The sequence below is a fragment of the Marinibaculum pumilum genome, from assembly GCF_042646425.1.
GTDB lineage: Bacteria > Pseudomonadota > Alphaproteobacteria > Ferrovibrionales > Ferrovibrionaceae > Marinibaculum > Marinibaculum pumilum.
In genome coordinates this window covers 21,893-46,756 of the sequence record NZ_JBHRTR010000034.1, presented here as the reverse complement: position 1 = coordinate 46,756, position 24,864 = coordinate 21,893, and the positions used below count along the sequence as shown (strand labels likewise).

Annotated in this window: 22 protein-coding genes; 16 read left to right on the top strand and 6 right to left on the bottom strand. The window is 69.3% G+C overall.

Annotated features, from left to right (window positions below; translation table 11 throughout):
* Positions 1–7 precede the first annotated feature (7 nt).
* Positions 8–1,471 carry an amidase gene (locus tag ACFOGJ_RS20050; RefSeq protein ID WP_379903863.1) on the bottom strand — a complete coding sequence of 488 codons (1,464 nt, stop codon included), beginning with the start codon at positions 1,469–1,471 and terminating at the stop codon, positions 8–10.
* Between the two features lie 405 nt (positions 1,472–1,876).
* Here ACFOGJ_RS20050 and urtA point away from each other — a divergent pair, with 405 nt between their 5' ends.
* From urtA to ureC, 8 genes are all read left to right on the top strand, one after another.
* Positions 1,877–3,178, top strand: coding sequence for an urea ABC transporter substrate-binding protein (urtA, locus tag ACFOGJ_RS20045; RefSeq protein WP_449288597.1), 1,302 nt, complete (start codon positions 1,877–1,879; stop codon positions 3,176–3,178).
* A gap of 175 nt (positions 3,179–3,353) precedes the next feature.
* Positions 3,354–5,003 carry an urea ABC transporter permease subunit UrtB gene (urtB, locus tag ACFOGJ_RS20040; protein WP_379903859.1) on the top strand — a complete coding sequence of 550 codons (1,650 nt, stop codon included), beginning with the start codon at positions 3,354–3,356 and terminating at the stop codon, positions 5,001–5,003.
* Positions 5,000–6,319 carry an urea ABC transporter permease subunit UrtC gene (gene urtC, locus ACFOGJ_RS20035; RefSeq protein WP_449288596.1) on the top strand — a complete coding sequence of 440 codons (1,320 nt, stop codon included), beginning with the start codon at positions 5,000–5,002 and terminating at the stop codon, positions 6,317–6,319. Before urtB ends, urtC begins: the two co-directional genes overlap by 4 nt.
* Before the next feature lie 3 nt (positions 6,320–6,322).
* Complete coding sequence (gene urtD, locus ACFOGJ_RS20030; protein ID WP_379903857.1) at positions 6,323–7,069, top strand: urea ABC transporter ATP-binding protein UrtD; 747 nt, start codon at positions 6,323–6,325, stop codon at positions 7,067–7,069.
* Between the two features lie 19 nt (positions 7,070–7,088).
* Complete coding sequence (gene urtE / locus ACFOGJ_RS20025) at positions 7,089–7,784, top strand: urea ABC transporter ATP-binding subunit UrtE (protein WP_379903855.1); 696 nt, start codon at positions 7,089–7,091, stop codon at positions 7,782–7,784.
* Between the two features lie 64 nt (positions 7,785–7,848).
* Positions 7,849–8,151 (top strand): urease subunit gamma, encoded by a 303-nt coding sequence (locus ACFOGJ_RS20020; protein WP_379903853.1) that lies wholly within the window; start codon positions 7,849–7,851, stop codon positions 8,149–8,151.
* A 176-nt stretch (positions 8,152–8,327) separates the two neighbouring features.
* Positions 8,328–8,645: an urease subunit beta gene (locus tag ACFOGJ_RS20015; protein WP_379904621.1), complete on the top strand. Its 318-nt coding sequence runs from the start codon at positions 8,328–8,330 to the stop codon at positions 8,643–8,645.
* Between the two features lie 4 nt (positions 8,646–8,649).
* Positions 8,650–10,362, top strand: a complete 1,713-nt coding sequence (gene ureC / locus ACFOGJ_RS20010) for an urease subunit alpha (protein WP_379903851.1) — start codon at positions 8,650–8,652, stop codon at positions 10,360–10,362.
* A 513-nt stretch (positions 10,363–10,875) separates the two neighbouring features.
* On the opposite strand, the gene ACFOGJ_RS20005 is transcribed toward ureC, so the two are convergent.
* Entirely contained in the window at positions 10,876–11,985 is a 1,110-nt protein-coding gene (locus ACFOGJ_RS20005) for a 5-methyltetrahydropteroyltriglutamate--homocysteine S-methyltransferase (RefSeq protein ID WP_379903849.1), read from the bottom strand.
* A 76-nt stretch (positions 11,986–12,061) separates the two neighbouring features.
* Here ACFOGJ_RS20005 and ACFOGJ_RS20000 point away from each other — a divergent pair, with 76 nt between their 5' ends.
* A complete protein-coding gene (locus ACFOGJ_RS20000; protein WP_379903847.1) occupies positions 12,062–12,712 on the top strand; it encodes a TetR/AcrR family transcriptional regulator in 651 nt (216 codons plus the stop codon).
* Here ACFOGJ_RS20000 and arfB read toward each other — a convergent pair.
* The 3 genes from arfB to ACFOGJ_RS19985 form a co-directional block, all read right to left on the bottom strand.
* Positions 12,709–13,140 (bottom strand): alternative ribosome rescue aminoacyl-tRNA hydrolase ArfB, encoded by a 432-nt coding sequence (gene arfB, locus ACFOGJ_RS19995; protein WP_379903846.1) that lies wholly within the window; start codon positions 13,138–13,140, stop codon positions 12,709–12,711. The two genes, ACFOGJ_RS20000 and arfB, sit on opposite strands and share 4 nt — an antisense overlap.
* Positions 13,137–13,835, bottom strand: a complete 699-nt coding sequence (locus ACFOGJ_RS19990; protein WP_379903844.1) for a 4-hydroxythreonine-4-phosphate dehydrogenase — start codon at positions 13,833–13,835, stop codon at positions 13,137–13,139. The genes arfB and ACFOGJ_RS19990 overlap by 4 nt, the downstream gene beginning before the upstream one ends.
* A 625-nt stretch (positions 13,836–14,460) precedes the next feature.
* Complete coding sequence (locus ACFOGJ_RS19985; RefSeq protein WP_379904619.1) at positions 14,461–14,877, bottom strand: response regulator transcription factor; 417 nt, start codon at positions 14,875–14,877, stop codon at positions 14,461–14,463.
* Between ACFOGJ_RS19985 and ACFOGJ_RS19980 the strand changes: the two genes are divergently transcribed.
* From ACFOGJ_RS19980 to ACFOGJ_RS19960, 5 genes are all read left to right on the top strand, one after another.
* A complete protein-coding gene (locus ACFOGJ_RS19980; RefSeq protein ID WP_379904633.1) occupies positions 14,788–15,774 on the top strand; it encodes a hypothetical protein in 987 nt (328 codons plus the stop codon). The genes ACFOGJ_RS19985 and ACFOGJ_RS19980 overlap by 90 nt on opposite strands.
* Positions 15,775–16,069: 295 nt before the next feature.
* Positions 16,070–16,705 carry a glutathione S-transferase gene (locus ACFOGJ_RS19975; RefSeq protein WP_379903842.1) on the top strand — a complete coding sequence of 212 codons (636 nt, stop codon included), beginning with the start codon at positions 16,070–16,072 and terminating at the stop codon, positions 16,703–16,705.
* A 15-nt stretch (positions 16,706–16,720) separates the two neighbouring features.
* A complete protein-coding gene (locus tag ACFOGJ_RS19970) occupies positions 16,721–17,692 on the top strand; it encodes an alpha/beta fold hydrolase (RefSeq protein WP_379903840.1) in 972 nt (323 codons plus the stop codon).
* Between the two features lie 79 nt (positions 17,693–17,771).
* Entirely contained in the window at positions 17,772–18,641 is an 870-nt protein-coding gene (locus tag ACFOGJ_RS19965) for a phytanoyl-CoA dioxygenase family protein (protein WP_379903838.1), read from the top strand.
* Positions 18,642–18,759: 118 nt separating this feature from the next.
* Positions 18,760–19,257 (top strand): YciE/YciF ferroxidase family protein, encoded by a 498-nt coding sequence (locus ACFOGJ_RS19960; protein WP_379903836.1) that lies wholly within the window; start codon positions 18,760–18,762, stop codon positions 19,255–19,257.
* A 54-nt stretch (positions 19,258–19,311) separates the two neighbouring features.
* Here ACFOGJ_RS19960 and ACFOGJ_RS19955 read toward each other — a convergent pair whose 3' ends face one another.
* Positions 19,312–21,474, bottom strand: a complete 2,163-nt coding sequence (locus ACFOGJ_RS19955; RefSeq protein WP_379903834.1) for an anthranilate synthase component I — start codon at positions 21,472–21,474, stop codon at positions 19,312–19,314.
* Positions 21,475–21,850: 376 nt separating this feature from the next.
* Here ACFOGJ_RS19955 and ACFOGJ_RS19950 point away from each other — a divergent pair, with 376 nt between their 5' ends.
* Both ACFOGJ_RS19950 and ACFOGJ_RS19945 read left to right on the top strand, forming a co-directional pair.
* A complete protein-coding gene (locus ACFOGJ_RS19950; protein WP_379903832.1) occupies positions 21,851–23,116 on the top strand; it encodes a cytochrome b/b6 domain-containing protein in 1,266 nt (421 codons plus the stop codon).
* Between the two features lie 219 nt (positions 23,117–23,335).
* A complete protein-coding gene (locus ACFOGJ_RS19945) occupies positions 23,336–24,856 on the top strand; it encodes a sensor histidine kinase (protein WP_379903830.1) in 1,521 nt (506 codons plus the stop codon).
* Positions 24,857–24,864 lie beyond the last annotated feature (8 nt).

Genomic DNA, 24,864 nt, shown 5'->3' with positions numbered 1-24,864 from the left:
GCCGGCCTCAGAGCTTGTCCAGCAGCGCCGGCCACTTGTCGGCCCAGGGCCGCGCCGCCTCGAATGCGGCGGCGGCCTTCAGCACCGTCTCGTCGCCCAGGTGCCGGCCGACGATCTGCAGACCGACCGGCAGGCCGGCGCCGAACTCGCTGTCGGTGGTCCAGCCGGCCGGCACGGTGGCGGCCGGCTGCCCGGTCATGTTCATCGGGAAGGTGAAGGCCAGCCATTTCACCGGATGCACGATCTGTCCGTCGATCTTCTCCGGCCCCTGGGTCAGCAGCGGGAAGGGCGGCACCGCCAGGGTCGGGGTCAGCAGCAGGTCGTAGTTCTGCATCAGCCGCCACATCCTGTTGCAGACCGCCTGCCGGGTGCGATGGGAATTGGTCAGGTCCTCCGCCGTCCATGGCCGCATCAGGAAATCCACCAGGTGCGGCGACATGTGGTGCGCATGGTCCGGCAGCCAGGCCCGCATGCCGGCGAGGTCGGAATTCGACGCCACCAGCGCCCAGAAGTCGTTGTAGGGATCGTCCCAGCCGGGATTGGCCTCCTCCACCGTGCAGCCCAGGTCGCTCTCGAAGACCTTTACCGCCTCGCCCACGATGCGGCGGACATCCGGGTCGACCGGCGCATAGCCCCAGTCGGCACTGTAGGCCACCTTCAGCCCCTTGATGCCGTCCCTGCCCTTCTCCACCGCGCCCATCCAGTCGACATCGCCGCAGGGGATCGACAGCCGGTCGCGCATGTCGGGACCGGTGATCACGGCCAGCATCGCCGCGGAATCGGCGACGGAACGTGACATCGGGCCGATATGCTCGATGGACTCCCAGCTGGAGATGCCGGGGAAGCGCTCGTCGCGGCAACCGGGATAGAGCGGCACCCGGCCCATCGAGGCCTTCACCCCGACCAGGCCGCAATGCGCCGACGGGATCCGGACCGAGCCGCCGCCGTCGGAGCCGATCGCGAACGGCGTCACGCCGGCGGCGACCGAGGCGCCCGAGCCGGCGGACGATCCGCCCGGCGTGCGCTCCAGGTTCCAGGGATTGCGGGTGGTGGGGAAGACCGGGTTGTGGCCGACACCGCTATAGCCGAATTCCGGCACGTTGGTCTTGCCGACGATGATCGCGCCGGCCGCCTTCAGCCGCTCCACGCAGATATCGTCCTCGTCGGGCGTGAAGTCCTTGTAGACCATCGAGCCCTGCACCGTGGGCAGGTCCTTCGTCGCCACCAGGTCCTTGATACCGACCGGCACGCCGGCCAGCGGGCCGACCTCCTCGCCGGCGGCCAGCTTCGCCTCCAGCGCCTTCGCGGTGCTGCGCGCCAGTTCCGGCGCGGCATGGCAGAACGCCTTCAGATGCGGCTCCGTCGCCTCCATCCGCTTCAGGGAGGCCTCCACCACCTCGCTGGGCGAAAGGTCCTTGCTCCGCACCTTGGCGGCGATCTCCACCGCCGTCATGCGATTGATGTCGCTCATGCCTGCCTCCTCTGGCCCGACCGCCGGCCACCCCCCTCGGGCCCGGCCCGGACAGATTAGCGGCGTATGCGGAAAGCATGCCAGAGGCGGGCAGCCGACGCAGAGGCGGCCGCGCCGGACGGCATCGTCGGACAACCGGCGCCAATTGCGCCGCGATTTATTGTCTGAACCACACATCCCGGGGGTGGAGGCTGAATCCCTGCAAAGGTATGCAGGAAATAATACCTTTGTATTTGCCGCATTTTTGTTCGAACGGCACATTTTTGAGCAGTTTTCGACTCTCGCCGATCGATGCCATCAGGATTTCTGGTCGCTTCTGTTGCAGCTGCTGCTGGCACGCCCCTTGCTCCTGCGCGGTCAGGCGGGCGTTTGCACGCCACACAAGCAATGGGACGGAGAAACTTGATGACAGGAACCAGCTTGGCGTCACGCCTTGGGGGACTGGCCGTGGCGGCCGCCCTGGGTGCAGCGACGATCATGCCGGCGGCAGCGGCGGACGACACCATCAAGGTGGGCGTGCTGCACTCGCTGTCCGGCACCATGGCGATCAGCGAGACGACCCTGAAGGACGTCATGGAGATGCTGGTCGCGGAGCAGAACAAGAAGGGTGGCCTGCTGGGCAAGCAGCTGGAGGCGGTGGTGGTCGACCCGGCCTCCGACTGGCCGCTGTTCGCCGAGAAGGCGCGCGAGCTGATCGAGGTGCAGAAGGTCGACGCGGTGTTCGGCTGCTGGACCTCCGTGTCCCGCAAGTCCGTGCTGCCGGTGTTCGAGGAGCTGAACTCGATCCTGTTCTACCCGGTGCAGTACGAGGGCGAGGAAAGCTCCCGCAACATCTTCTACACCGGCGCCGCGCCGAACCAGCAGGCGATCCCCGCCGTCGACTATCTGATGGAGAACGAGGGGGTCGAGCGCTGGGTGCTGGCCGGCACCGACTATGTCTATCCCCGGACCACCAATAAGATTCTTGAGGCCTACCTCAAGTCTCACGGCGTGGCCGAAGAAGACATCATGATCAACTACACGCCGTTCGGTCATTCCGACTGGCAGACCATCGTCGCCGACATCAAGAAGTTCGGCTCCGCCGGCAAGAAGACGGCCGTGGTCTCCACCATCAACGGCGATGCCAACGTGCCGTTCTACAAGGAGCTGGGCAACCAGGGCATCAAGGCGGAGGATATCCCGGTGGTCGCCTTCTCCGTCGGCGAGGAAGAGCTGGCCGGTATCGACACCGCGCCGCTGGTCGGCCACCTGGCCGCCTGGAACTACTTCCAGTCCGTCGAGGCCCCGGCCAATGCGGAGTTCATCCAGGCCTGGCACGACTTCACCAAGAATGCCGACCGGGTGACGAACGACCCGATGGAGGCCCACTACATCGGCTTCAACATGTGGGTGAAGGCGGTCGAGAAGGCCGGCACCACCGATCCGGACGCGGTGATCGACGCCCTGGTCGGCGTGGCGGTGCCGAACCTGACCGGCGGCTATTCGGCGATGATGCCGAACCACCACATCACCAAGCCGGTGCTGATCGGCGAGATCCAGGAGGACGGCCAGTTCTTCACCGTCTGGCAGACCCCCGGCCTGGTCGCGGGCGACGCCTGGTCGAACTACCTGCCGGATTCCAAGGTGCTGATCTCCGATTGGCGGGAGCCGCTGTCCTGCGGCAACTTCAACACCGAGACCGGCAAGTGCGGCGGCAAGGGCTCCTGATCGCACCCCCCGTTTGAGCAGAGCCTGAGCCTTGGGATCGGGGGCCGCCACCCGGCGGCCCCGCATCTCTCCCCCGATCCCCGCCCGGGCCCCGTTCGCGGCCCGGACCGGCCGCGGCCCTTGCCCGCCGGCCCCCGCCCCATCCCCGCCTGACGTACATACTGGGACCAAGCCGGTGCGCTTCCGCCAGATTCCAACCTTCTCCCTGATCGCTGCAGCGCTGCTGGCCCTGCTCTGCCTGGCGCAGCCGGACAAAGCCGCCGCGCAGTCGGACGGCGCGGATGCACAGCTGCAGCCGCTGGTCGCGGCGCTCGGCACCAAGAACCTGCGCGATATCGGCAAGGCGGTCACCGCCCTCGCCGCGACCGGCGACCCCGCCGTAGCACCGGCCCTGCGGGCGCTGAACGACGGTGATCTCTACATCCAGAAGTCCGACGGCGCGGTGGTGATCGGCCGCAGCGCCCAGGGCGGCTATGCCATCAGCGACCCCCTGACGGGTGCGGCGCTGGGCGAGGTTGCCAGGGGCGCCGTCGACAAGATCCGCATCAACAACGCCGTGCGCCGTGCGGTCCGCGCCGCGCTGGGCGGGCTGGACCTGCTGTCCCCCGACCGGGCCCGCCGCCTGGCGGCGGCGCAAGCGGTGTTCGCGGAGAAGGATCCCGAATTCCTGCCCGCCCTCGACGCGGCTCTGGCGAAGGAGAAGGACGCAGGCGTCCGCACGGCCATGGAACGCGCCCGCGCCGCCACCGTGCTGGCCAGCGACGCCGCGCCGGAAGAGAAGCTCGCCGCCATCGACACCGTCGCGGCCCGCGGCGACCGCGACGCCCTGGCCTCGCTGAACATCATCGCGGAAGCGACCGAGGACGAGGCCCTGCGCGCCGCCGCACGCAAGGCCGCCGCCGGCATCGAGACCAACCTGCAGGCCTGGAACGCCGCGCAGAACGTCTGGTACGGGCTGTCGCTCGGCTCCGTCCTGCTGCTGGCCGCGGTCGGGCTGGCCATCACCTTCGGCGTGATGGGCGTGATCAACATGGCGCATGGCGAGATGGTGATGCTGGGCGCCTACACCACCTTCGTCGTCCAATCGGTGCTGCGCGAGATCTCGCCCGGCCTGATCGACGTCTCCCTGATCGTGGCGATCCCCGCCGCCTTCCTGGTCGCGGGTGCCGTCGGCGTGGCGATCGAGCGCGGCATCATCCGCTTCCTCTACGGGCGGCCGCTGGAAACCCTGCTGGCGACCTGGGGCATCTCGCTGATCCTGCAGCAGGCGGTGCGGACCATCTTCGGCCCCACCAACCAGGAGGTCGCCAACCCGTCCTGGATGTCCGGCGCCTTCGAACTCGGTCTCATGACCATCACCTACAACCGACTGTGGATCCTGGTCTTCGCCCTGCTGGTGCTGGCCGCCCTGATGCTGGTGCTGCGGCGCACCCCGATCGGCCTGCAGATGCGCGCGGTGACGCAGAACCGGCGGATGGCGTCGAACATGGGCATCCGCACCGACCGGGTCGACGCGATGACCTTCGGCCTGGGCTCCGGCATCGCCGGCATCGCCGGGGTGGCGCTGTCGCAGATCGACAATGTCAGCCCGAATCTGGGCCAGTCCTACATCATCGACAGCTTCATGGTCGTGGTGTTCGGCGGGGTCGGGAACCTCTGGGGCACCCTGGTCGGCGCGATGACCCTGGGTGTCGCCAACAAGTTCCTGGAACCCTATGCCGGCGCGGTGCTCGGCAAGATCCTGGTGCTGGTCTTCATCATCCTGTTCATCCAGCGACGCCCGCGCGGGCTGTTCGCCCTCAAGGGCCGGGCGGTGGAAGCATGAGCAACGGACAAGACAGCCGGGACAGCTCCATGTCCGATCCCGACATGTCCGGCCGGCTGGAGCGGATGCTGCCGCCGAACCGGCTGCCCGCGGGCGGCCGCGGCAGCGCGCTGGGCCGGGCGCTGGGCGGCCGCGCCTGGATCTTCCTGGCGGTCGTCGCGGCCGTCGCGGTGCTGGTGCCGGTCTTCAACCAGCTGGTGCCGGAAAGCTCCGGCCTGCAGCTGCCGAACTACATCGTCGCCCTGGCCGGCAAGTATCTCTGCTTCGCGCTGTTGGCGGTCGCCGTCGACCTGGTCTGGGGGTTCTGCGGCATCCTCAGCCTGGGCCATGGCGCCTTCTTCGCGCTGGGCGGCTATGCCATGGGCATGTACCTGATGCGCCAGATCGGCACCCGCGGCGTCTATGGCCATCCGGAGCTGCCGGACTTCATGGTGTTCCTGAACTGGCAGGAACTGCCCTGGTTCTGGTACGGCTTCGACAGCTTCTGGTTCGCCGCCCTGATGGTGATCCTGGTGCCCGGCGTGCTGGCCTTCGTGTTCGGCTGGCTGGCCTTCCGCTCGCGGGTGACCGGCGTCTATCTGTCGATCATCACCCAGGCGATGACCTTCGCCCTGCTGCTGGCCTTCTTCCGCAACGAAACAGGCTTCGGCGGCAATAACGGCCTGACCGATTTCAAGGATATCCTGGGCTTCGACCTGCAATCCTCCGGCACGCGGATCGGCCTGTTCATCGCCAGCGCGGTGGCGCTCGCCGCCGGCTACATCATCTGCCGGCTGGTGGTGACCTCGCGGCTGGGGAAGGTGCTGATCGCGGTGCGCGACGCGGAAAGCCGGGTGCGCTTTCTGGGCTACCGGGTGGAGAACTACAAGCTGTTCGTCTGGACCCTGTCGGCCTGCCTGGCCGGCGTGGCGGGCGCCCTCTACGTGCCGCAGGTCGGCATCATCAACCCGTCGGAATTCTCCCCCGCCAATTCCATCGAGATGGTGATCTGGGTCGCCGTCGGCGGCCGCGGCACCCTGTTCGGCGCCGCCCTGGGCGCGGTGCTGGTGAACGGCGGCAAGACGATCTTCACCGGCGCCCTGCCGGAAGCCTGGCTGTTCGTTCTGGGCGGGCTGTTCATCGCCGTCACCCTGTTCCTGCCGCGCGGCATCATGGGCGCCGTCAGTGCCTTCCGCAGGGGCGAGAAGCCGGTGGCGGCAGCCGCCCGGCCGGCGCCGGGCAAGCGTGGCCGCGGCGATGCCGCCGGCCAGGGTGCGCCGCGGACCTTCCCGCCCGACCCCGCACCGGAACCGGGCCGCACGGGCGGAGGGGATTGAGCGATGACCGCCACCGGAACCCTGCTCTACATGGAACGGGTCAGCGTCAGCTTCGACGGCTTCAAGGCGCTGAACGACCTGTCGCTGGCCGTCGCGCCGGGCGAGATGCGGGCCATCATCGGCCCCAACGGCGCCGGCAAGACGACGATGATGGACGTCATCACCGGCAAGACCCGGCCCGATACCGGCTTCGTCCTGTTCGACGAGGTGCACGACCTGAAGGGCATGGACGAGGCGGCGATCGCCAATCTGGGCATCGGCCGCAAGTTCCAGAAGCCCACCGTGTTCGAGAGCCAGTCGGTGGAGGACAATTTCGTCCTGGCCCTGCAGGGCGAACGCGGCGTCTGGCCGAACCTGTTCGGCAGGCCGCGGGCGCGGGAGGCGGAGCGGATCGAGGAACTGCTGGCGCTGACCCGTCTGGCGCCCCATCGCGACACCCTGGCCGGCAGCCTCAGCCATGGCCAGAAGCAGTGGCTGGAGATCGGCATGCTGCTGGCGCAGGACCCGAAGCTGCTGCTGGTCGACGAACCGGCCGCCGGGATGACCGACGCCGAGACGGCGGAGACGGCGGAGCTGCTGAAGCGGATCGCCACGACCCACTCCGTCATCGTGGTCGAGCATGACATGACCTTCATCCGCGCCCTGGGGGTGCGGGTCACCGTGCTGCACGAAGGCTCGGTGCTGGCGGAGGGCTCCCTGGACCATGTCAGCGCCAACGAACGGGTGATCGAGATCTATCTCGGCCGCTGACGACAGGAACCGGAAGACGATGCTTGCGATCAACGACCTCGACCTTCACTACGGCGCCGCGCAGGCGCTCTGGCAGGTCTCGCTCGACGCCGAGCCGGGCCGGGTCACCTGCGTCCTGGGCCGCAACGGCGTGGGCAAGACCAGCCTCTTGCGGGCCATCGTCGGGCAGCAGCCGATCTCGGGCGGCCAGATCGAATGGGAGGGGGAGGATATCTCCCGCCTGAAGCCGTCGGAGCGTGCGCGCCGCGGCATCGGCTATGTGCCGCAGGGCCGCGACATCTTTCCCCTGCTGACCGTACGGGAGAACCTGGAAACCGGCTTCGCGGTGCTGAAGCGCGGCCAGCGCAAGGTGCCGGACGAGGTGTTCGACCTGTTCCCGGTGCTGTCGGACATGCTGGGCCGGCGCGGCGGCGACCTGTCCGGTGGCCAGCAGCAGCAGCTCGCCATCGGCCGCGCCCTGGTGCTGCAGCCGCGGCTGCTGGTGCTGGACGAGCCGACGGAAGGCATCCAGCCCTCGATCATCAAGGATATCGGCCGGGCGATCGGCTATCTGCGCGACAAGGGCACGATGGCGATCCTGCTGGTGGAGCAGTATTTCGAGTTTGCCCGCGACCTGGCCGACAGCTTCGCCGTGATGGACCGCGGCGAGATCGTCATGGCCGGCAGCCGCGAGAGCATGGACGAGCAGGAGGTGCGCAAGCACCTGTCGGTGTGAGCTTCCACCGGCCTGCGCCTGCTGCCACTATGCTGGTTTAGTCTGCACGATCCGGAACCTGCCGATGAACCTGACGCCGCGTGAGAAGGACAAGCTGTTGACCGCCATGGCCGCGATGGTCGCCCGCCGCCGCCTGGAGCGCGGCGTGAAGCTGAACCATCCGGAGGCGATCGCGCTGATCTCCGACTTCGTCACCGAGGGCGCCCGCGACGGCCGCCCCGTCGCCGACCTGATGGAGGCCGGCGCCCATGTGATCACCCGCGACCAGGTGATGCCCGGCGTGGCGGAAATGATCCACGACGTGCAGGTGGAGGCGACCTTCCCCGACGGCACCAAGCTGGTCACCGTCCACCAGCCGATCCGCTGAGGCGGTGATGGCGGCCGCATTGAAGTTTCCGTCGTCCTCGGGCTTGACCCGAGGACCGCGACGGGACGGCGCTGCCGCGCAGCGTCGATGCCAGCGCTATGGGTCCTCGGGTCAAGCCCGAGGACGACGGTACCGATAGAGATCCGGAGCTGTTCATGACCGAGGTCGTTTCAACGATGCTCCCCGGCGAGATCCTGCCCGCCGAGGGCGAGATCGAGCTGAACGCCGGCCAGCCGACCATCACACTGGAGGTGGTGAACAAGGGCGACCGGCCGGTGCAGGTCGGCTCGCACTACCATTTCGCGGAGACCAATGCCGGCCTGCAGTTCGACCGCGAACAGGCGATGGGCATGCGGCTGGACATCCCCGCCGGCACCGCCGTCCGCTTCGAGCCCGGCCAGAGCCGGGAGGTGACCCTGGTGCCCTATCGCGGCAAGCGGCAGGTCTTCGGCTTCAACCAGCGGGTGATGGGCCCGCTCGACAGGAAGGGCTGAACGCATGCCGAGCCGCATCTCCCGCGCCGCCTATGCGGACATGTTCGGCCCCACCACGGGGGACCGTGTCCATCTTGCCGATACCGGCCTGGTCGCCGAGGTGGAGAAGGACTTCACCACCTATGGCGAGGAGGTGAAGTTCGGCGGCGGCAAGGTGATCCGCGACGGCATGGGCCAGTCCCAGGCCAGCCGCGCCAACGGCGCCGTCGACACGGTGATCACCAACGCCCTGGTGATCGACCATTGGGGCATCGTGAAGGCGGATGTGGGCCTGCGCGAGGGCCGCATCGCCGGCATCGGCAAGGCCGGCAACCCGGACGTCCAGCCCGGCGTCGACATCATCGTCGGCCCGTCGACGGAAGCGATCGCCGGCGAGGGCAAGATCCTCACCGCCGGCGGCTTCGACAGCCATATCCACTTCATCTGCCCGCAGCAGATCGAGGAGGCGCTGATGTCCGGCGTCACCACGATGCTGGGCGGCGGCACGGGGCCGGCGACCGGCACCAACGCCACCACCTGCACCCCCGGCCCCTGGCATCTGGGCCGGATGATCCAGGCGGCGGAGGCCTTTCCAGTCAACCTGGCGTTTTCCGGCAAGGGCAATGCCGCCACCCCGGCGGCGCTGGTGGAGCAGATCCTGGGCGGCGCCTGCGCGCTGAAGCTGCACGAGGACTGGGGCACCACGCCGGCGGCGATCGACTGCTGCCTGGAGGTCGCCGACGAGCATGACGTGCAGGTGATGATCCACACCGACACCCTGAACGAGAGCGGCTTCGTGGAGAATTCCATCGCCGCGATCAAGGGGCGGACGATCCACGCCTTCCATACCGAGGGCGCGGGCGGCGGCCATGCGCCGGACATCATCAAGGTCTGCGGCGAGGCGAACGTCCTGCCCTCCTCCACCAATCCGACCCGGCCCTACACGGTGAACACCATCGAGGAGCATCTCGACATGCTCATGGTGTGCCACCACCTGGACCCGCGCATCCCGGAGGACGTCGCCTTCGCCGAGAGCCGGATCCGCGCCCCCACCATCGCGGCGGAGGATATACTCCACGACCTGGGCGCCTTCTCGATCATCGCCTCCGACAGCCAGGCGATGGGCCGGGTGGGCGAGGTGCTGGTGCGCACCTGGCAGACCGCGGCGAAGATGAAGGCGCAGCGCGGGCCGCTGGCCGGCGACAGCGACCGTGCCGACAACAATCGCATCAAGCGCTATATCGCCAAGTACACGATCAACCCGGCGATCGCGCACGGCATGTCGGCCCAGATCGGCTCGATCGAGGTGAGCAAGCGCGCCGACCTGGTGCTCTGGGACCCTATGTTCTTCGGCATCAAGCCGGACATGGTGCTTGTCGGCGGCATGATCGCGGCGGCGGCGATGGGCGATCCCAATGCCTCGATCCCCACGCCGCAGCCGGTGCACTACCGGCCGATGTTCGGCGCCTATGGCCGCGCGCGCACAGCGTCGTCGGTGGTCTTCGTCTCCGCCGCCGCCGCGCAATGGGGCCTGCGCGCCCGGCTCGGCGTGCAGAAGGAGCTGGTGCCGGTCGCCAATACCCGCGGCGGCATCTCCAAGGCGTCGATGATCCACAACGCCGCCACTCCGAAGATCGAGGTCGACCCGCAGACCTACGAGGTCCGCGCCGACGGCGAACTGCTCACCTGCGAACCGGCGACGGTGCTGCCCCTGGCGCAGCGCTACTCGCTGTTCTGAGGGGGGCGGACACCCCATTCGCCGTCACCCTCGGCCTCCGAGGCTACGGCATTCACACAACTCGCCAGCAGACCTGAAGCAGCCTCACAGTCCAACCTATTTCGCCATCGTCCTCGGGCCTGACCCTACGGCATTCCCACATCTCGTCAGGGAGCCAAATCAGCCCTGCGGTCCTCCCTTTCTGCCGTCATCCTCGGCCCCCGAGCCGAGGATCGTGGCAAGGTGGCGAAGCTGCGCGGCCTCCCTGTCCCGTCAGGCCCCTCGGATCAAGCCCGAGCGCGACGGCAGCAGGGAGGCGTGTCGAAGAGAAGAGATATGTGAATCCCGTAGGGCCTGACCCGAGGATCGTGGCAAGGCGGCGAAGCTGCGCGGCGTCCCTGTCCCGTCGTGCCCCTCGGGTCAAGCCCGAGGGCGACGGCAACAGGGAGGCGCGTCGAAGAGAAAAGAGTATGTGAATCCCATAGGCCCCCAAGCCCAAGGATGACGGACAGGGTGGAGGCACAGCCCCGCCTCCTATCCCCAGATCTTCCCCGCCGCCTCGACGATCCGCGCGAGCTTCGCCCGCTCGATCTCCTCGGTGACCGGGTTGCCGGCGACGGTGCTGGCGAAGCCGCATTGCGGGCCCAGCGCCAGCTGGCCGAGGTCGATGTGCCGCGTCGCTTCGTCGGTCCGGCGCTGCAGGGTCTCCACGCTCTCCAGCTCCGGGCTCTTGCTGGAGACCAGGCCCAGCACCACGCCCTTGTCCTTCGGCACATGGCGCAGCGGCTGGAAGTCGCCCGCCCGGTCGGTGTCGTATTCCAGCAGGAAATGGTTCACGTCGGTTTCGCCGAAGAAGCGGCCGGCCACCGATTCGTAGCCGCCCTCCGACAGGTACAGTCCCTTGAAATTGCCGCGGCACATGTGGATGCCGACCGCCACCCCGTCCGGCACGTCGCGCACCGCCGCGTTGATGGCGCCGATATAGAGCCCGACAAGGGCATCGGGATCCTGCCCCACAGCCTTCACCTGGTCGCGGATCGCCGGATCGCAGAGCATGGCGACCGCCACCTCGTCGAACTGCAGGTAGCGGCAGCCGGCGGCGACCAGGTCGGCGATCTCCGCCCGATAGGCCGCCGTCAGGTCGGCGAACAGCGACTCCGCGCTGTCATAGGCCTCGGCCGCGGCGAAGTCGCTGCAGCGGTAGAAGTGCAGGGTCGACGGCGCCGGCAGGGTGATCTTGCCCATCGCCGAGGTCACGCCCTTCACGAAGTCGAACTCGTCGACGGCGAGCGGCTGCACCCGGCGCACCTTCGCCGCGGCATAGGGCGCGGTAAAGTCCTGTTCATGGCCATGTTCGTCGTGGAACCGGAAGATCGCGGGGCGGATCTCCAGCCCCTCCAGCCGCTCCACGAAGCGTCCCCAGTAGGAGCCCCGGCGGAATTCGCCGTCGGTCACCACCTGCAGGCCAGCATCTTCCTGCAGGCGGACAACGGCGCGTATGGCCTCGTCCTGGATATTCTGGAACTCTGCCTCCTCGATATCGCCGGTGCGCCGGCGGCGGAAGGCATCCTTCAAGGCGGGCGGGCGAAGCAGGCTGCCGACATGATCCGCGCGAAAGGGCGGGCGGCCATTGTGTGAAGTCATGGAGCGTTTCCCCCTGCGGTTGCCGGCAAGTCCGGCAAAATTCTATAGCGTTATAGAGAAAGGCTAGCCCCCGGCGATGCGGCAGGCAAGACCAGAAGAAGGCGCAGCGAAGCGCATCGGGCGTCCGCGCGGGCGCCGCCGCCGCGCCGCAGAGATTGCCGACGCGGCAGCGCAGGTCTTTGCCCGACGCGGCTATCACGGCGCGAGCACGCAGGAGATCGCGGACCTGCTGGGCATGCGCCAGGCCAGCCTCTACTACTATTTTCCGTCCAAGGAGGCGGCCCTGGAAGAGGTCTGCCGCATCGGCGTGGAAGGCTTCGTCGAGTCGGCCCTGGCCATCGCCGCAGGCGGGGGCGGACCGGCGGAGAAGCTGACGGCACTGATGACCGCCCATACCCGCCCGGTCGAGACCCGCGCGGACTATGTCCGGGTGTTCCTGAACGAGCGCCGCCACCTGCCGGTGGACAGCCGCCGCCGCATCGGCCGCAAGTCCCGCCGCCTGGAACGGATCTTCGAGGCCGTGCTGAAGGAGGGGGTCGATGCCGGCATCTTCCGCAGCGATACGGAGCCGCGTCTCTGCACCCTGGCCATACTCGGCATGCTCAACGGCGTACCGGCCTGGTATGGCAGGGAGAAGCGCGCCGATGTCGACGGTATCGTGGCGGCGTTCGCCCGCCTCACCCTGGACGGCCTGCTGGCCGCCCCCCGGGAGCGCGGCGCCGGCTAGTCGTCCATCCCCGGCCGGCCCCGCTGGCGCTTCACCTGGCCGCGCTGGGTCTTCGCTTCCAGCCGGCGGCGCTTCGCGCCGAGGCCCGGCTTCGTCGGGACACGAAACTTCTGCCGCGCCGCGGCCTCGCGGAGCAGTTCCGCCAGGCGGTCGAGCGCGTCGCGGCGATTGGCGTCCTGCGTGCGGTGGCGGTTGGCGGTGATGACAATCTCGCCGTCCTTGGTCATCCGGCTGCCGGCGATCCGTTCCAGCCGGTGGCGCACCCGCTCCGGCAGGCTGGGCGAGCGGCGCGCATCGAAACGCAGCTGCACCGCCGTCGCCACCTTGTTGACGTTCTGCCCGCCGGGGCCGCCCGAGCGGATGAAGCTGAGCTCGACTTCCTCCTCGCCGATGGCGAGGTCGGGGGTGACCTGGATCGGTCCGGTCATCGCCGCGCCACCGCCTCGTCCAGGCTTCGCCGTATCGCCGCCAGCTGGCCGGCGAGCCCGGGACTGCTGGCCGGGAACAGGCCGTCCAGCGCCGCCGTGCCGACGGTGAAGCCGGCGGCCCCGGCGCCGATCACGGTGGCGATCCGCGCCGGGCTGTCGATGGAGCCGGCGATGAAGACCGGCTTGGCGACCGCGGCGCAGACTTCGCGCACCAGCCGGTCGGCATCGCCCGCGAAGCGATAGGCCAGAAGGTCGAGACCGGTGACACCGTCGAGCGCGGCCAGCCGTGCGGCATCGGCCACGATCTCCTCCAGGCTGCCGTCCAGCCGGCTGGGATGGCCCACCACCCGGCCGGCGAAGGGCGCGTAGCTGATGCCGCGCCCGGCGATCACCGGCAGCACGACCTCCGGCCGGGTGCCACCCATCAGCACATCGACCTGCAGCTCCAGCGCCGCCTCAGCGGAGCGGCGCTCGCTGGCGGCATCCAGGCTGACCACTTCCAGATAGGCGGTGGCGCCGGCCGCGCGGATCCGCCGGGCCAGCGCGGTCAGCGCGGCGAGCGGCAGGCCGACATCCTTGAAGCCGATATCCTGCACGCCGGCGGCAAGCGCATCCTCCAGGCGCGCCCCGGCATCGGCCACCGTGCGGTCCTGGTTGGTCAGCATGAAGATGAAGGCCGGTGCGGTCGGCTGCATTCCGGTTTTCCTGGCCCCTGGCCGCCGTTCCGGCCCTGTATGACTTGCGCGAAACAGGTCGCTGCGCAACAACCCTGACGCGTCCAGGCTGCCTGATGGCGCCGTCTGCGTCCATGGCGGTGCGCAGTCCGGGCGCCCGGGCCCCGCCTGCTGCGGACAGGAACCTGCCGACGCCCGAACGGTTCCCTATACCGCGGGGCGCAGGAAAGGGAGCGCGATATGCCATCGCAGAGCGCCATTGCCAAGGCCCTGCTGCGGCTGCACGGGCACGGCTTTGCCGAAGAGATCGGGATTCCGCTGCAGCGGAACACGCCCTCGCCCCTGTTCCGCTGGCTCGTGGCCTCGCTGCTGTTCAGCACCCGCATCAGCGCCGGCAAGGCGGTCGCCGCGGCGAAGGCCCTGTCGAAGGCCGGCTGGCGGACGCCCCAGGCGATGGCGGAGGCGTCATGGGCGGACAGGGTCGAGGTGCTGAACCGCGCCGGCTATGCCCGCTATGACGAGAGCACCGCCCGCATGCTCGGCGCGATGGCCCGCCATGTCCTGGACAGCTATCGCGGCGACCTGCGGCGGCTGCGCAAGGCGGCAGGCGAAGACCCGCAGGAGGAACGCCGCCTGCTGCAGGCGTTCAAGGGCATCGGCGATACCGGCGCGGCGATCTTCCTGCGGGAGGTGCAGGCGGTTTGGCCGGAAGCCTATCCCTTCGCCGATCCGAAGGCCCTCTCAACCGCCAGGGCCATGAGCCTGCCGGACGATCCATCCGCCCTCGCCGGGCTGGTGTCGCGCAGCGACTTCCCGCGACTTGTCGCCGCCCTGGTCCGCACCGGGCTGACCGGCGACCGGGACAGGGTGATCGACGCTGCGGCCGGGCGGCCGGGCTGAACCAGCGCAGCAGGCCGCGGGCGGCAAGGGCCACCGCCGTCCGGTTGGCGAGGCCGAGCCCGCGGAGAATGTTGTGGACATGCAGCTTCACGGTCGCGGCGGAGAAGTTCAGACGGGCGGCGATCTCCTTGTTGGAGCAACCCTCCGCCAGGCAGAGAAGCACCTCGCGCTGTCGGACCGTCAGGTGGGCCAGGCCGGCGGGATCCGCGCGGGGACCGTCACCGAGAGCGAGCGGCTGTCCGACAGGGCCGGTGCCATGCGGTTCGCCGACCCGGTAATTCTCTGCGGCAATGCCGACGCAACTCAGCCCGCCGGCGCCGAACAGCGCGTGACGATCCAGGTGACACAGGATCGCCCGCGGTGGTCCCGCCAATCGCCGGAAGCGCAGAAGAACCGGCTCCGGTGGCGGTCCGGCTTCCGCGGCGGCCAGGTGCGCTTCCAGCATCTCCCGCTGATCGGAGACGACGAAATCGCCCAACGGAAGGTCCGACTGCACGCGCACGCCATCCAGCATGACCAGTGCGGCCTGCTTGTTGGCATAGACCACCCTGCGATCGAAGATGAGGAGGATCGGTGCCGGCAGGCGGTTGATGAGTTCGATCAGGCCCTGCTGGCCGTTGAACAGGCAGACCTCGGACGCGTCCCGCGACTGGCTCAGGACATCCGGATCGACATACCGGTTGCCCGCCATCATGAATTGCAGGGCGTCGGCGAAACGGTCCGGGTCGAGCCGCGAGGACAGGATCCCGGTGAGTCCCTGCCGCAGCCATTGTCCGGCCTCCGCCTCGGTGACGATACCGACAGCGGCGATCGCCGCACCGGAGAAACGGGACCGCAACGCACCCACGCCCACCGGTGCCAAACTTCGCAGAAGGTGGTCGGCCATCAGCACAAGCCTCAGTGCAGGGCTCTGATCCGCGATCGACGCAGCCTCGTCCATGTTGCGGGCGGTTCGTACCCGCAACCGGCTCAGCCGTTGGCGCAGCGCGGTCTCTATCGCCAGCAGGTCCATGGCCCGTTCGCTGACGATCAGCACCTCGGCGCCGCCATCGACAGATGAGGCCCCGCCGCCGCCGGACGCCGGCATGCTTCCGAATGCGTTTCCTGGCATTGAATCCCAGTGTCCCGGCTGCCTCCCAATGCGCCAGGATCGTCCTTTTCATTTTATTCTCCTGGAACAGTATCGGCGCACAGGTCCAGGAAAAATACACATTTGGATCGTAGTTCATGACCGGGCTCCAGATCCACCGGTCCAGATATGCGCAACCGGCGCGGGCGACCCGGGGCGCAATTGTCTTCGACCTCGAAACGCGATCTAACCTGCCCCGGGAACCGGCCAAATCGGGAGGAAAGCAATGACCGTCACGTTCTACGACTGCGCCACCGCGCCCAGCCCGCGCCGGGCACGAATCCTGCTGGCGGAGAAGGGCATCGAGGTCGAGACCGTGCAGGTCGACCTGGGCAAGGGGGAACAGCTCTCCGACAGCTTCAAGGCGATCAATCCCGACTGCACCGTGCCGGTGCTGAAGCTGAAGGACGGCACGGTCCTGTCATCCAATGCCGGCATTGCCGCCTGGGCGGAAGCCTACCGGCCGGAGCCGCCGCTGCTGGGCGGTACACCGGCGGAGAAGGGCCTGGTGGCGCACTGGAACGCCAAGGTCGAATTCGACGGCCTGATGGCCGTGGCGGAGACCCTGCGGAACGGCTCGCCGCGGATGAAGGACCGCGCCCTGCCGGGGCCGGAGAACTATGCCCAGATCCCGGAACTGGCGGAGCGCGGCCGCGCCCGGCTGACCCGCTTCATGGCCGACCTCGATGCACAGCTGAAGGGACGGGAGTTCGTCGCCATCGACCAGCTGTCCGTGGCGGATATCACCGCGCTGGTCACCGTCGACTTCGCGAAATGGGTGAAGGTGGTGCCGGATGAGAGCCAGGCCGACCTGTTGCGCTGGCACGCGGCGATGTCGGCACGACCTTCCGCCAAGGCCTGACGGGAGCCGACCGGCATGAGCGAGATCGAGACGACCGAACACCGGGTGCCGTCCACCCTGCCCGGCCTGACCCTCCTGGTGCGCAACAAGCGCCTGCGCGGCCGCGAGGATTTCGGCCCCGGCGGCACCCTGCTCTGCGTCCACGGCGCCACCTATCCCGCCACCGTCACCTTCGACTATCCGGTCGAGGGCCGCTCCTGGCTGGACCTGCTGGCGGCGCAGGGCTTCGATGCCTGGTGCGTCGACCTGCTGGGCTACGGCGGCTCGGACCGGCCTTCCGCGATGGAAGACGATCCGATAGCTGCCGACCCGCTGGTCGACACCGCGCAGGCAGCCGCCGACGTGTCGCAGGTGGTGGACTACATCCTGGCGGAGCGCGGCCTGGGCCGGCTCTGCCTGCTGGGCTATTCCTGGGGCACCGCGATCGGCGGCACGGTCGCCGGCCGCATGCCGGAGAAGATCGCGCGGCTGGTCCTGTACGGCGCACTCTGGCTGGGCGCCGGGCGCCTGGTGCCGCCGGACCAGAAGCTCGGCGCCTACCGCCTGGTCGATGCCGATGCCGCGGCCGCGCGCTGGGTGCAGAACCTCTCCGACCAGCAGATCGAGGCGATCGTGCCCGCCGGCCTGATCCGGGCCTGGGCCGAGGCGGCGGTGGCCAGCGACCCGGCGTCCGCGGCCAAGGATCCACGGGTGCTGCGGGCGCCGACCGGCGTGATCAAGGATGTCCGCGCCCTGCAGCAGGATGGCACCGCAATGTACGATCCCGGGCTGATCCGCTGTCCCACCATGATCGTGGTCGGCGAATGGGACCAGGAGACGACGCCTGCCCAGGGGCGCGAGGTGTTCGACCGTCTGACCGGCGCGGCGGAGCGGCGCTACGTGGTGCTGGGCCGCGGCACCCACACCATGCTGCTGGAGAAGCAGCGCCATCACCTGCAGGCCTGCGTTGCCGGCTTCCTGAAGGAGGGCTGGGAAGGCGCCGCGTGAGTCCGGCGGCGCTTGCCGGACGGCCGCGCTGCGCGGAAACTGCGGCGGCAGGTGCAGCCGGGCGGGGAGGAACGCGGCCATGGCGATGACGATCCAGACCGGCACGGTGCGGGAGCTGCACGACTATGTCGTGACCGGCAACGCCCGCACCCACCGCTCCGATGCCGGCAGCCAGGCGGCGGTGGGGGATGCGGTGCTCGCACCGCTTGCCGAAGCGCTGGAGCGCGACGGCTACGCGGTTCTGCCCGACCTGCTCGACGGCGACCGGGTGGCGGAGATCCGCGCGCAGCTGGCGCCGCATTTCCGCGACGGCGGCGGCCGCAACCTGTTCGAGGGGCTGAAGACCCGGCGGATCTACGGGCTGGTGGAAAAGGCGCCGGCGAGCCATGCCCTGGCGGAGCATCCCCTGGTCCTGGGCCTGCTGGACCGGGTGCTGGAGCCCAACTACCTGCTGTCGCAGCTGCAGGCCATCGACATCCTGCCGGGCGAGGCGACGCAGCCGCTGCATCACGACGACGGCTTCTATCCGGTGCCGCGGCCGCGCCCGCCGCTGGGCGCGGCGACGATCCTGGCACTGGGCGATTTCACGGCGGAGAACGGCGCCACCCGGGTGATTCCCGGCAGCCATCTCTGGGACGGGCGTGAGCCCAGCCCGGAAGAGGCCGCGGCGGCGGTGCCGGTGGCGATGCCGGCGGGTTCGGCGGTGATCTTCCTGGGCACCCTCTGGCATGGCGGCGGCGGCAATGACAGCGGCGCCCCGCGCCTCGCCCTGACGGCGCAGTACTGCGCCCCCTGGTGCCGCCAGCAGGAGAATTACAGCCTCTCCGTCAGCCTGCAGACCGCACGTGCCTGCAGCCCGCACATGCAGCGCCTGCTGGGCTACTCGATCCATGCGCCGTTCATGGGCATGGTCGACGGCATGCATCCCCGCCGCCTGCTGGAAGGCTGAAGCCCGGGCCGCGCACTGCCGCGATCCTGGAACCTGCACGCCATCCGCCCGTTTCCCGGCCAGAGACCAGCCAGGCTGCCGCCCGGCGCGACTGGCCGGCGGCCGGAAAGGAATGGCGATGACCATCGAGAATTTCGACCAGATGTATGTGGCCGAGCTGCAGGAACTGGCGAGCGCGCAGCGCCAGCTGGAAGAGGCGCATGAGCGCATGGCGCAGGCAGCCCGGCATCCTGAGGTAAAGGCGCTGCTGTCCCGCCACCGGGACGAGACGAAGACACAGCGTGAACGCCTGGAAACGGTGCTGCGCGCGCACCGGGCCAGCCCGACGGCCCATACCGACCAGGCGATGCAGGCGCTGATTGGAGAGGCCGACAAGATGCTGGATCAGCTCCAGGGCGACGCCCTGCGCGATGCCGGCCTCGTCGCCTCCGCCCAGAAGATCGCGCACTACGAGATCGCCACCTTCGGCACCGCGGCCGCCCTGGCCGGGCAGCTGCGACTTCCGGAGGAACAGCGAATTCTGCACCAGTGCGTCGAGGAGGAACGGCAGGCCGACCAGGCGCTGAGCCGGCTGGCGATGGTCGACCTCAACCCCGCGGCGGCGGTCGCCGGCTGATCCCCCGCGGGCGCGTCCGCCCCCGGCGCGGGGGGCCGAGGTGTGTGGCGGCGGTCAGGCGGGCGCCCCGATGCCTGCGATCATGTTGCCGATGATGCGCAGCCCCGCACCGGACTCGACGCTCAGGATGCTTTCGGGATGGAATTGCACGGCCCGCACCGGAAGGTCCCGGTGGGCCAGTGCCATGATGACCCCGTCGCCGGTCTCCGCGATCACCGACAGCGCCTTCGGCAGGGTCTTCCGTTCCGCATAGAGGGAATGGTAGCGGGCAGCCTGAATGCAATCGGGCAGGTCGGCGAACAGCGGGTCGGGCTGCAGCCGGATGTCGGCCGGCTTGCCATGCTCAGGCAGCGGCAGCACGCCGAGGCTGCCGCCGTAATATTCCGCGATCCCCTGCAGGCCGAGGCAGACCCCGAACAGCGGCAGGCCGCGCTCCAGCGCCGCGCCGATGGTGGCAGACAGGTCGAAATCCGCCGGCCGGCCGGGGCCGGGCGACAGCATCACCAGGTCGGGCCGCATCTCCGCCAGCGCCGCGCGCGCCAGGTCGGGCCGCAGGGTGGTCACCTCCGCCCCGGTCTGGCGGACATAATCGGCCAGGGTCAGCACGAAGCTGTCCTCGTGATCGACCAGCAGCACCCGGCGGCCGGCGCCCAGCCCCTCGACATTCGGCGCGGCGCGCTGCGGACGGCCGCGCGCCCGCCCCTCCAGCACCGCCAGCAGCGCGGAGACCTTCAGGCGGCATTCGGCATCTTCCGCCTCCGGCTCGGAATCGTAGAGCAGGGTGGCGCCGACCCGGGCTTCCGCGATGCCGTCCTTCAGGCGCAGGGTGCGCAGGGTTAGGCCGGTATTCACGTTGCCGTCGAAACCCAGCATGCCGATGGCACCGCCATACCAGCGGCGGGAGCCCTTCTCGCGGCTCTCGATGAACTGCATCGCGCGGCGCTTGGGCGCGCCGGTCACCGTCACCGCCCAGGCATGGGTCAGGAAGGCGTCCAGCCCGTCCATGCCGGGCCGCAGCCGTCCCTCCACATGGTCGACGGTGTGGATCAGGCGGGAATAGACCTCGATCTGCCGGCGGCCGATCACCTTCACCGAGCCCGGCACGCAGACCCGCGACTTGTCGTTGCGGTCGACATCCGTGCACATCGTCAGCTCCGCCTCGTCCTTGGCGGAATTCAGCAGGGTGCGGATCTGCTCCGCATCCGACACCGCGTCGGCGCCACGGGCGATGGTGCCCGAGATCGGGCAGGTCTCCACCCGCTCGCCGGTCACCCGCACGAACATCTCCGGCGAGGCGGCGACCAGGAACTCGCCGTCGCCCAGGTTCATCAGCGCGCCATAGGGCGATGGATTGCTGAGTTTCAGCTGCTCGAAGATCGCCGACGGCGGCAGCTCGCAGCGGCGATAGAAGGTCTGCGACAGCACGCTCTCGAACATGTCGCCGACCCGGAAGCGCTCCCGCGCCTCGGCCACGGAACTGGCATATTCCCCCTGGCCATGGTCGCCCTGCAGCGCCGGATCGCGGGGCGCCCCCAGTTCCGAGCTGCCGCCGGTGCGTTCGAAGCCCCGTGTCTCGGCACCGTCCACGGCAAACTCGTAGCGGCGGATCACCGCCTGCTGCCGCAGATGGTCGACCACCAGCATCTCGTCGGGGAGGAACAGCACAAGGTCGCGCTGGTCGTCGGGACGCCGGATATGTTCCTCGATCGGATCCCACTGGAAGGCGAGGTCGTAGCCGAAGGCGCCGTACAGGCCGAGATGGCCGTCCTCGGCACTGCGGAACAGGTCGAGGATGCGCCGCAGCAGGGTGAAGACGGTCGGCCGGCGGGTGCGCCCCTCCTCCGTCAGGTCTTCCGCCTGCCCACTGACGCGGAAGCGGCCCTCGCCCAGCACCTCCGCCATCGGCTCGGCGGCGACCGCCCGCTGGATCGCCGGCGCCAGGACCCGCCCGCGCTCGTTCAGCGGCGTGACGGTCAGGATCCTGCCCTTCGCCGTGATCTCCAGCGGCGGATCGGCAAAGCCGAAGTCCCAGCGGGTGTAGCGGTTTGGATATTCGAAGCTGGAGGACAGCACGACGCCACGGGCGCTATCCAGCCTGCGCACCAGCGGGGCCAGGGCGCCGCCATAATCGGCCGCGTAGACGGAAACGGAGACGGCGATGCCGCCGGCCGTGGCGAAGGCGAGCCGCTCGCGCGGCTCGATATGGTCCAGGTCCATCCGGGCGCTCCTGTTCAGGGACCGTCTGACTGCGGCAGCTGACCCCGGTGAACGCGCCCAAAGACAAACGGCCGCCTCACCGGAGGCGGCCGTCGCGGAATATGCACGGGCATCCGCTGCGGCCGCCTAACGGCGCCACCACCAGATGCCTGCGGACTTCCGATTGCAGTTCACGTGCATGTCCATGAGTGTGCGAAGCGGCATCGCACTTGGCAAGCGGAATATCGGTGACCGCGGTCACAGCGAAAGCCGTGCCCGAACACCCTTATGGCACGCCGGCATCGTTCACGCCTGCGCGAGCGGCAATTGTTCGATTGCCGCAGCGCAGCAAAACGGCATCCTTGTGTGCGTCAGACCCCCAACCGACGGTCCGTCCATGTCGATCCTGAACACCCGCGACACCTATGGCCGGGTCGCCCAGTGCCTGCACTGGCTGACCGCGGCCCTCATCCTCACCCTGCTGGCCCTCGGCCTGTGGATGGAGGACCTGCCGCGGGAAACCGCGGCAGAGGTCGACCGGGTGGTCTTCTACTACGGCCTGCACAAGGTCATCGGCATCGCCACCCTGGCCGTGGTCCTGGTCCGCATCGGCTGGGCGATCGCCAATCCGCATCCGGGCCTGCTGAACGCCGGCCGGCGGCTGGAGGCGTTCGCGGCGAGCGCCATCCACTGGGTGCTGTACGGGGCGATCCTCCTGATGCCGGTCAGCGGCTGGCTGTATCACGCCAGCCATGCAGGCTCCGCCCCGATTCTCTGGCCGCCCGGCCTCGACCTGGGTCAGGGCCTGCCCCTGGTGCCGAAGTCGCACGAGCTGTCGCGGTTCTTCGGCGAGCTTCATGCCGCCCTGGCCTGGGTGATCATTGCGGCTATCGTCCTGCATGTCGGCGGCGCCCTGAAGCATGCCGTGATCGACCGGGACGAGACCCTGCGCCGGATGCTGCCCTTCGCGCGGCCGCCGCAGGCGGAGCCGCCGGCGGCACAGCCCCGCCGCCTGCCGCCGCTTGCCGCCGCCGGCCTGCTGTTCGTCGTCATCCTGGCCTTTGCCGGCTGGAGCGCCAGCAGCACGGCGCCGCAAGACGCGGGCGGTGCGCAGCTCGCGGCGGCGGACGGCACAGCGGCTGACGGCAATGCGGCGGACGGTGCGCCGGCAGGCAACTGGATCGTCGACCCGCAGGCCAGCAGCCTCTCCATCCTCGTCCAGCTGATGGGGTCCTCGGTCGGCGGCGCGTTCGGCAGCTGGGAGGCGGATATCCGCTTCGACCCCGACGACCTGCCGGGCAGCCGCGTCGTGGTGACGATCGATACCGCCAGCCTGACCCTCGGCGATGTCAGCGAGCAGGCGACCGGCCCTGCCTATCTGGACAGCGCCGGCCATCCGACCGCCCGTTTCGAGGCCACCACCTTCCGCCGCCTCGCGGAAGGCCGCTACGAGGCCGTGGGCGACCTGACCCTGCGCGGCGTGACGGCGCCCGTCACCCTGCCCTTCGACCTGGCGATCGACGGCGATACCGCACGGATGAACGGTCGTACCCGCCTGGACCGCCTCACCTTCGCCGTGGGGGCGGAGGCCATGCCCGATGATGACACGCTGGGCTTCCCGGTGGACATCGTCGTGGAGGTCACCGCCACCCGCCGCCCGTAGCAGCGGCTGCGCGTGCAGGACCGCGGCCGGCGGAAGATTAACGGATTGGCAGGAGGTCGGCCCTAACCTTCCGGATCAGGGGCCGATCGGCATGGCTGGGGGGCCATCGCCTCCGTATTCGACGAATAGCCAATCGCATCTGCCGGCCCATCGCGGCAGTCTGCCTGAAATTGACCCTGCCGGGCCCGTGCTGGTGCCCGGCTTCGCCGAAGTCCGGACATGATCGATCGCCTGACGCGATATCTGCGCCCAGACCTGCCCCAGCGCACGCGCGACGAGCTGGATATCGAGCGCCTGCTGCAGCTGAACGCGCACCAGCTGATCGCGGCGCTGGCCGGCACCGTCAACCCGATCCTGCTGGTGCTGTCGATCTGGCGGGCGGAGATGGCCGCCTTCCTGCTGGCCTGGTGCGCCTTCGGCATCCTCATCTCGGGCCTGCAGTTCCATTCCTGGCTGCGCCATCGCGGCAAGCCGCGGCCACAGCGCCCGCCCCGGCAGCTGGCCCGCCGCGTGATCCTGCGCGCGATCCTGGGGGGCGGCTATTGGGGGCTGATCGGCGTGGTGATGACGCCGGTGATCACCGACGGCGAGCTGCTGCTGCTCTGCCTGGTGATGTTCGGCATGGGGGTGGGCGGCGCGATGGCGCTGGCCGTGGTGCCGGCGGCCGCGATCGCTTTCCTGCTGATCGCCTACCTGCCGGAGGTGGCGATGATCTACCTGCGCTATCCCGGCACCTCGTTCGAACTCGCCATCCTGGTGGCGAACTTCTTCATCTTCGTCTCACTGGTGGTGCTGCGCATCGACCGCGGCTTCGTCCGCTCCACCGCCAGCGCCGTCGAGAACCGCCGCCTGGCACTGGAGGCGCGCGCCGCCGATGCCGCAAAGTCGCAGTTCATCGCCAATATGAGCCACGAACTGCGCACGCCGCTCAACGCGATCATCGGCTATTCGGAACTGATGGCGCTGGAGATGTTCGGCCCGCTGGGCAGCGACCGCTATCGCGAATATGCCGGCTATATCCAGAATAGCGGCGGTCATCTGCTGTCGATCGTCAACGACATGATCGACATCTCCCGCATCGAGGCCGGGGAACTGTCGCTGGAACGCGAGCCGGTCGACCTGCCGGACCTGCTGCGGGACTGCACCAACCTGTTCGACCGCCGTGCCTCGGAAGGCCGGATCCTGCTGCGCCGCGACCGGATCGACCCGGTCACGATCAATGTCGACCGGCGGGCCATGCGGCAGGTGATGTTCAACCTGCTGTCGAATGCACTGAAGTTCACGCCGGCCGGCGGCAAGGTCACCGTCACCGCAACCGCCGACACGGACGGCGCGGTGAGCCTGGCGGTCAGCGATACCGGAATCGGCATGACCCGCGACGAGATCGGCATCGCCCTCACCCGCTTCGGCAAGGTCGCCAGCGCCCTGGTGTCGAATGCCGGCGGTGCCGGCCTGGGCCTGACCCTGAGCCAGCAATTGCTGGCCATGCATGGCGGCCGCCTGACGATCGAGTCGACCCCCGGCACCGGCACCCGGGTCGAGGTCGAGCTGCCGGCCGGCACGGTGGTTCCGGTAGAGCCTCTGGCGGACGGGCCGGCGGCCGTCGCGAACGGCAATGACTCCGACGCAACCGGCGGCCCGGCCGGAACCGCCACCCTGCCGTCCCAGGCGGCGGAATCCAGGCTGCAGCCGCCGGACGCGGCCGATGCCGGGCGCGGCGCACGCAAGGCCGGCCGCTGAACGCCTTG

What these genes read in the sequence shown, in the direction of transcription:
- ACFOGJ_RS20050 (WP_379903863.1), bottom strand. Translation starts at nt 1,471, where the DNA reads ATGAGCGACATCAATCGCATGACGGCGGTGGAGATCGCCGCCAAGGTG.
- urtA (WP_449288597.1), top strand. Translation starts at nt 1,877, where the DNA reads ATGACAGGAACCAGCTTGGCGTCACGCCTTGGGGGACTGGCCGTGGCG.
- urtC (WP_449288596.1), top strand. Translation starts at nt 5,000, where the DNA reads ATGAGCAACGGACAAGACAGCCGGGACAGCTCCATGTCCGATCCCGAC.
- urtD (WP_379903857.1), top strand. Translation starts at nt 6,323, where the DNA reads ATGACCGCCACCGGAACCCTGCTCTACATGGAACGGGTCAGCGTCAGC.
- urtE (WP_379903855.1), top strand. Translation starts at nt 7,089, where the DNA reads ATGCTTGCGATCAACGACCTCGACCTTCACTACGGCGCCGCGCAGGCG.
- ACFOGJ_RS20020 (WP_379903853.1), top strand. Translation starts at nt 7,849, where the DNA reads ATGAACCTGACGCCGCGTGAGAAGGACAAGCTGTTGACCGCCATGGCC.
- ACFOGJ_RS20015 (WP_379904621.1), top strand. Translation starts at nt 8,328, where the DNA reads ATGCTCCCCGGCGAGATCCTGCCCGCCGAGGGCGAGATCGAGCTGAAC.
- ureC (WP_379903851.1), top strand. Translation starts at nt 8,650, where the DNA reads ATGCCGAGCCGCATCTCCCGCGCCGCCTATGCGGACATGTTCGGCCCC.
- ACFOGJ_RS20005 (WP_379903849.1), bottom strand. Translation starts at nt 11,985, where the DNA reads ATGACTTCACACAATGGCCGCCCGCCCTTTCGCGCGGATCATGTCGGC.
- ACFOGJ_RS20000 (WP_379903847.1), top strand. Translation starts at nt 12,062, where the DNA reads ATGCGGCAGGCAAGACCAGAAGAAGGCGCAGCGAAGCGCATCGGGCGT.
- arfB (WP_379903846.1), bottom strand. Translation starts at nt 13,140, where the DNA reads ATGACCGGACCGATCCAGGTCACCCCCGACCTCGCCATCGGCGAGGAG.
- ACFOGJ_RS19990 (WP_379903844.1), bottom strand. Translation starts at nt 13,835, where the DNA reads ATGCAGCCGACCGCACCGGCCTTCATCTTCATGCTGACCAACCAGGAC.
- ACFOGJ_RS19975 (WP_379903842.1), top strand. Translation starts at nt 16,070, where the DNA reads ATGACCGTCACGTTCTACGACTGCGCCACCGCGCCCAGCCCGCGCCGG.
- ACFOGJ_RS19970 (WP_379903840.1), top strand. Translation starts at nt 16,721, where the DNA reads ATGAGCGAGATCGAGACGACCGAACACCGGGTGCCGTCCACCCTGCCC.
- ACFOGJ_RS19965 (WP_379903838.1), top strand. Translation starts at nt 17,772, where the DNA reads ATGGCGATGACGATCCAGACCGGCACGGTGCGGGAGCTGCACGACTAT.
- ACFOGJ_RS19960 (WP_379903836.1), top strand. Translation starts at nt 18,760, where the DNA reads ATGACCATCGAGAATTTCGACCAGATGTATGTGGCCGAGCTGCAGGAA.
- ACFOGJ_RS19955 (WP_379903834.1), bottom strand. Translation starts at nt 21,474, where the DNA reads ATGGACCTGGACCATATCGAGCCGCGCGAGCGGCTCGCCTTCGCCACG.
- ACFOGJ_RS19950 (WP_379903832.1), top strand. Translation starts at nt 21,851, where the DNA reads ATGTCGATCCTGAACACCCGCGACACCTATGGCCGGGTCGCCCAGTGC.
- ACFOGJ_RS19945 (WP_379903830.1), top strand. Translation starts at nt 23,336, where the DNA reads ATGATCGATCGCCTGACGCGATATCTGCGCCCAGACCTGCCCCAGCGC.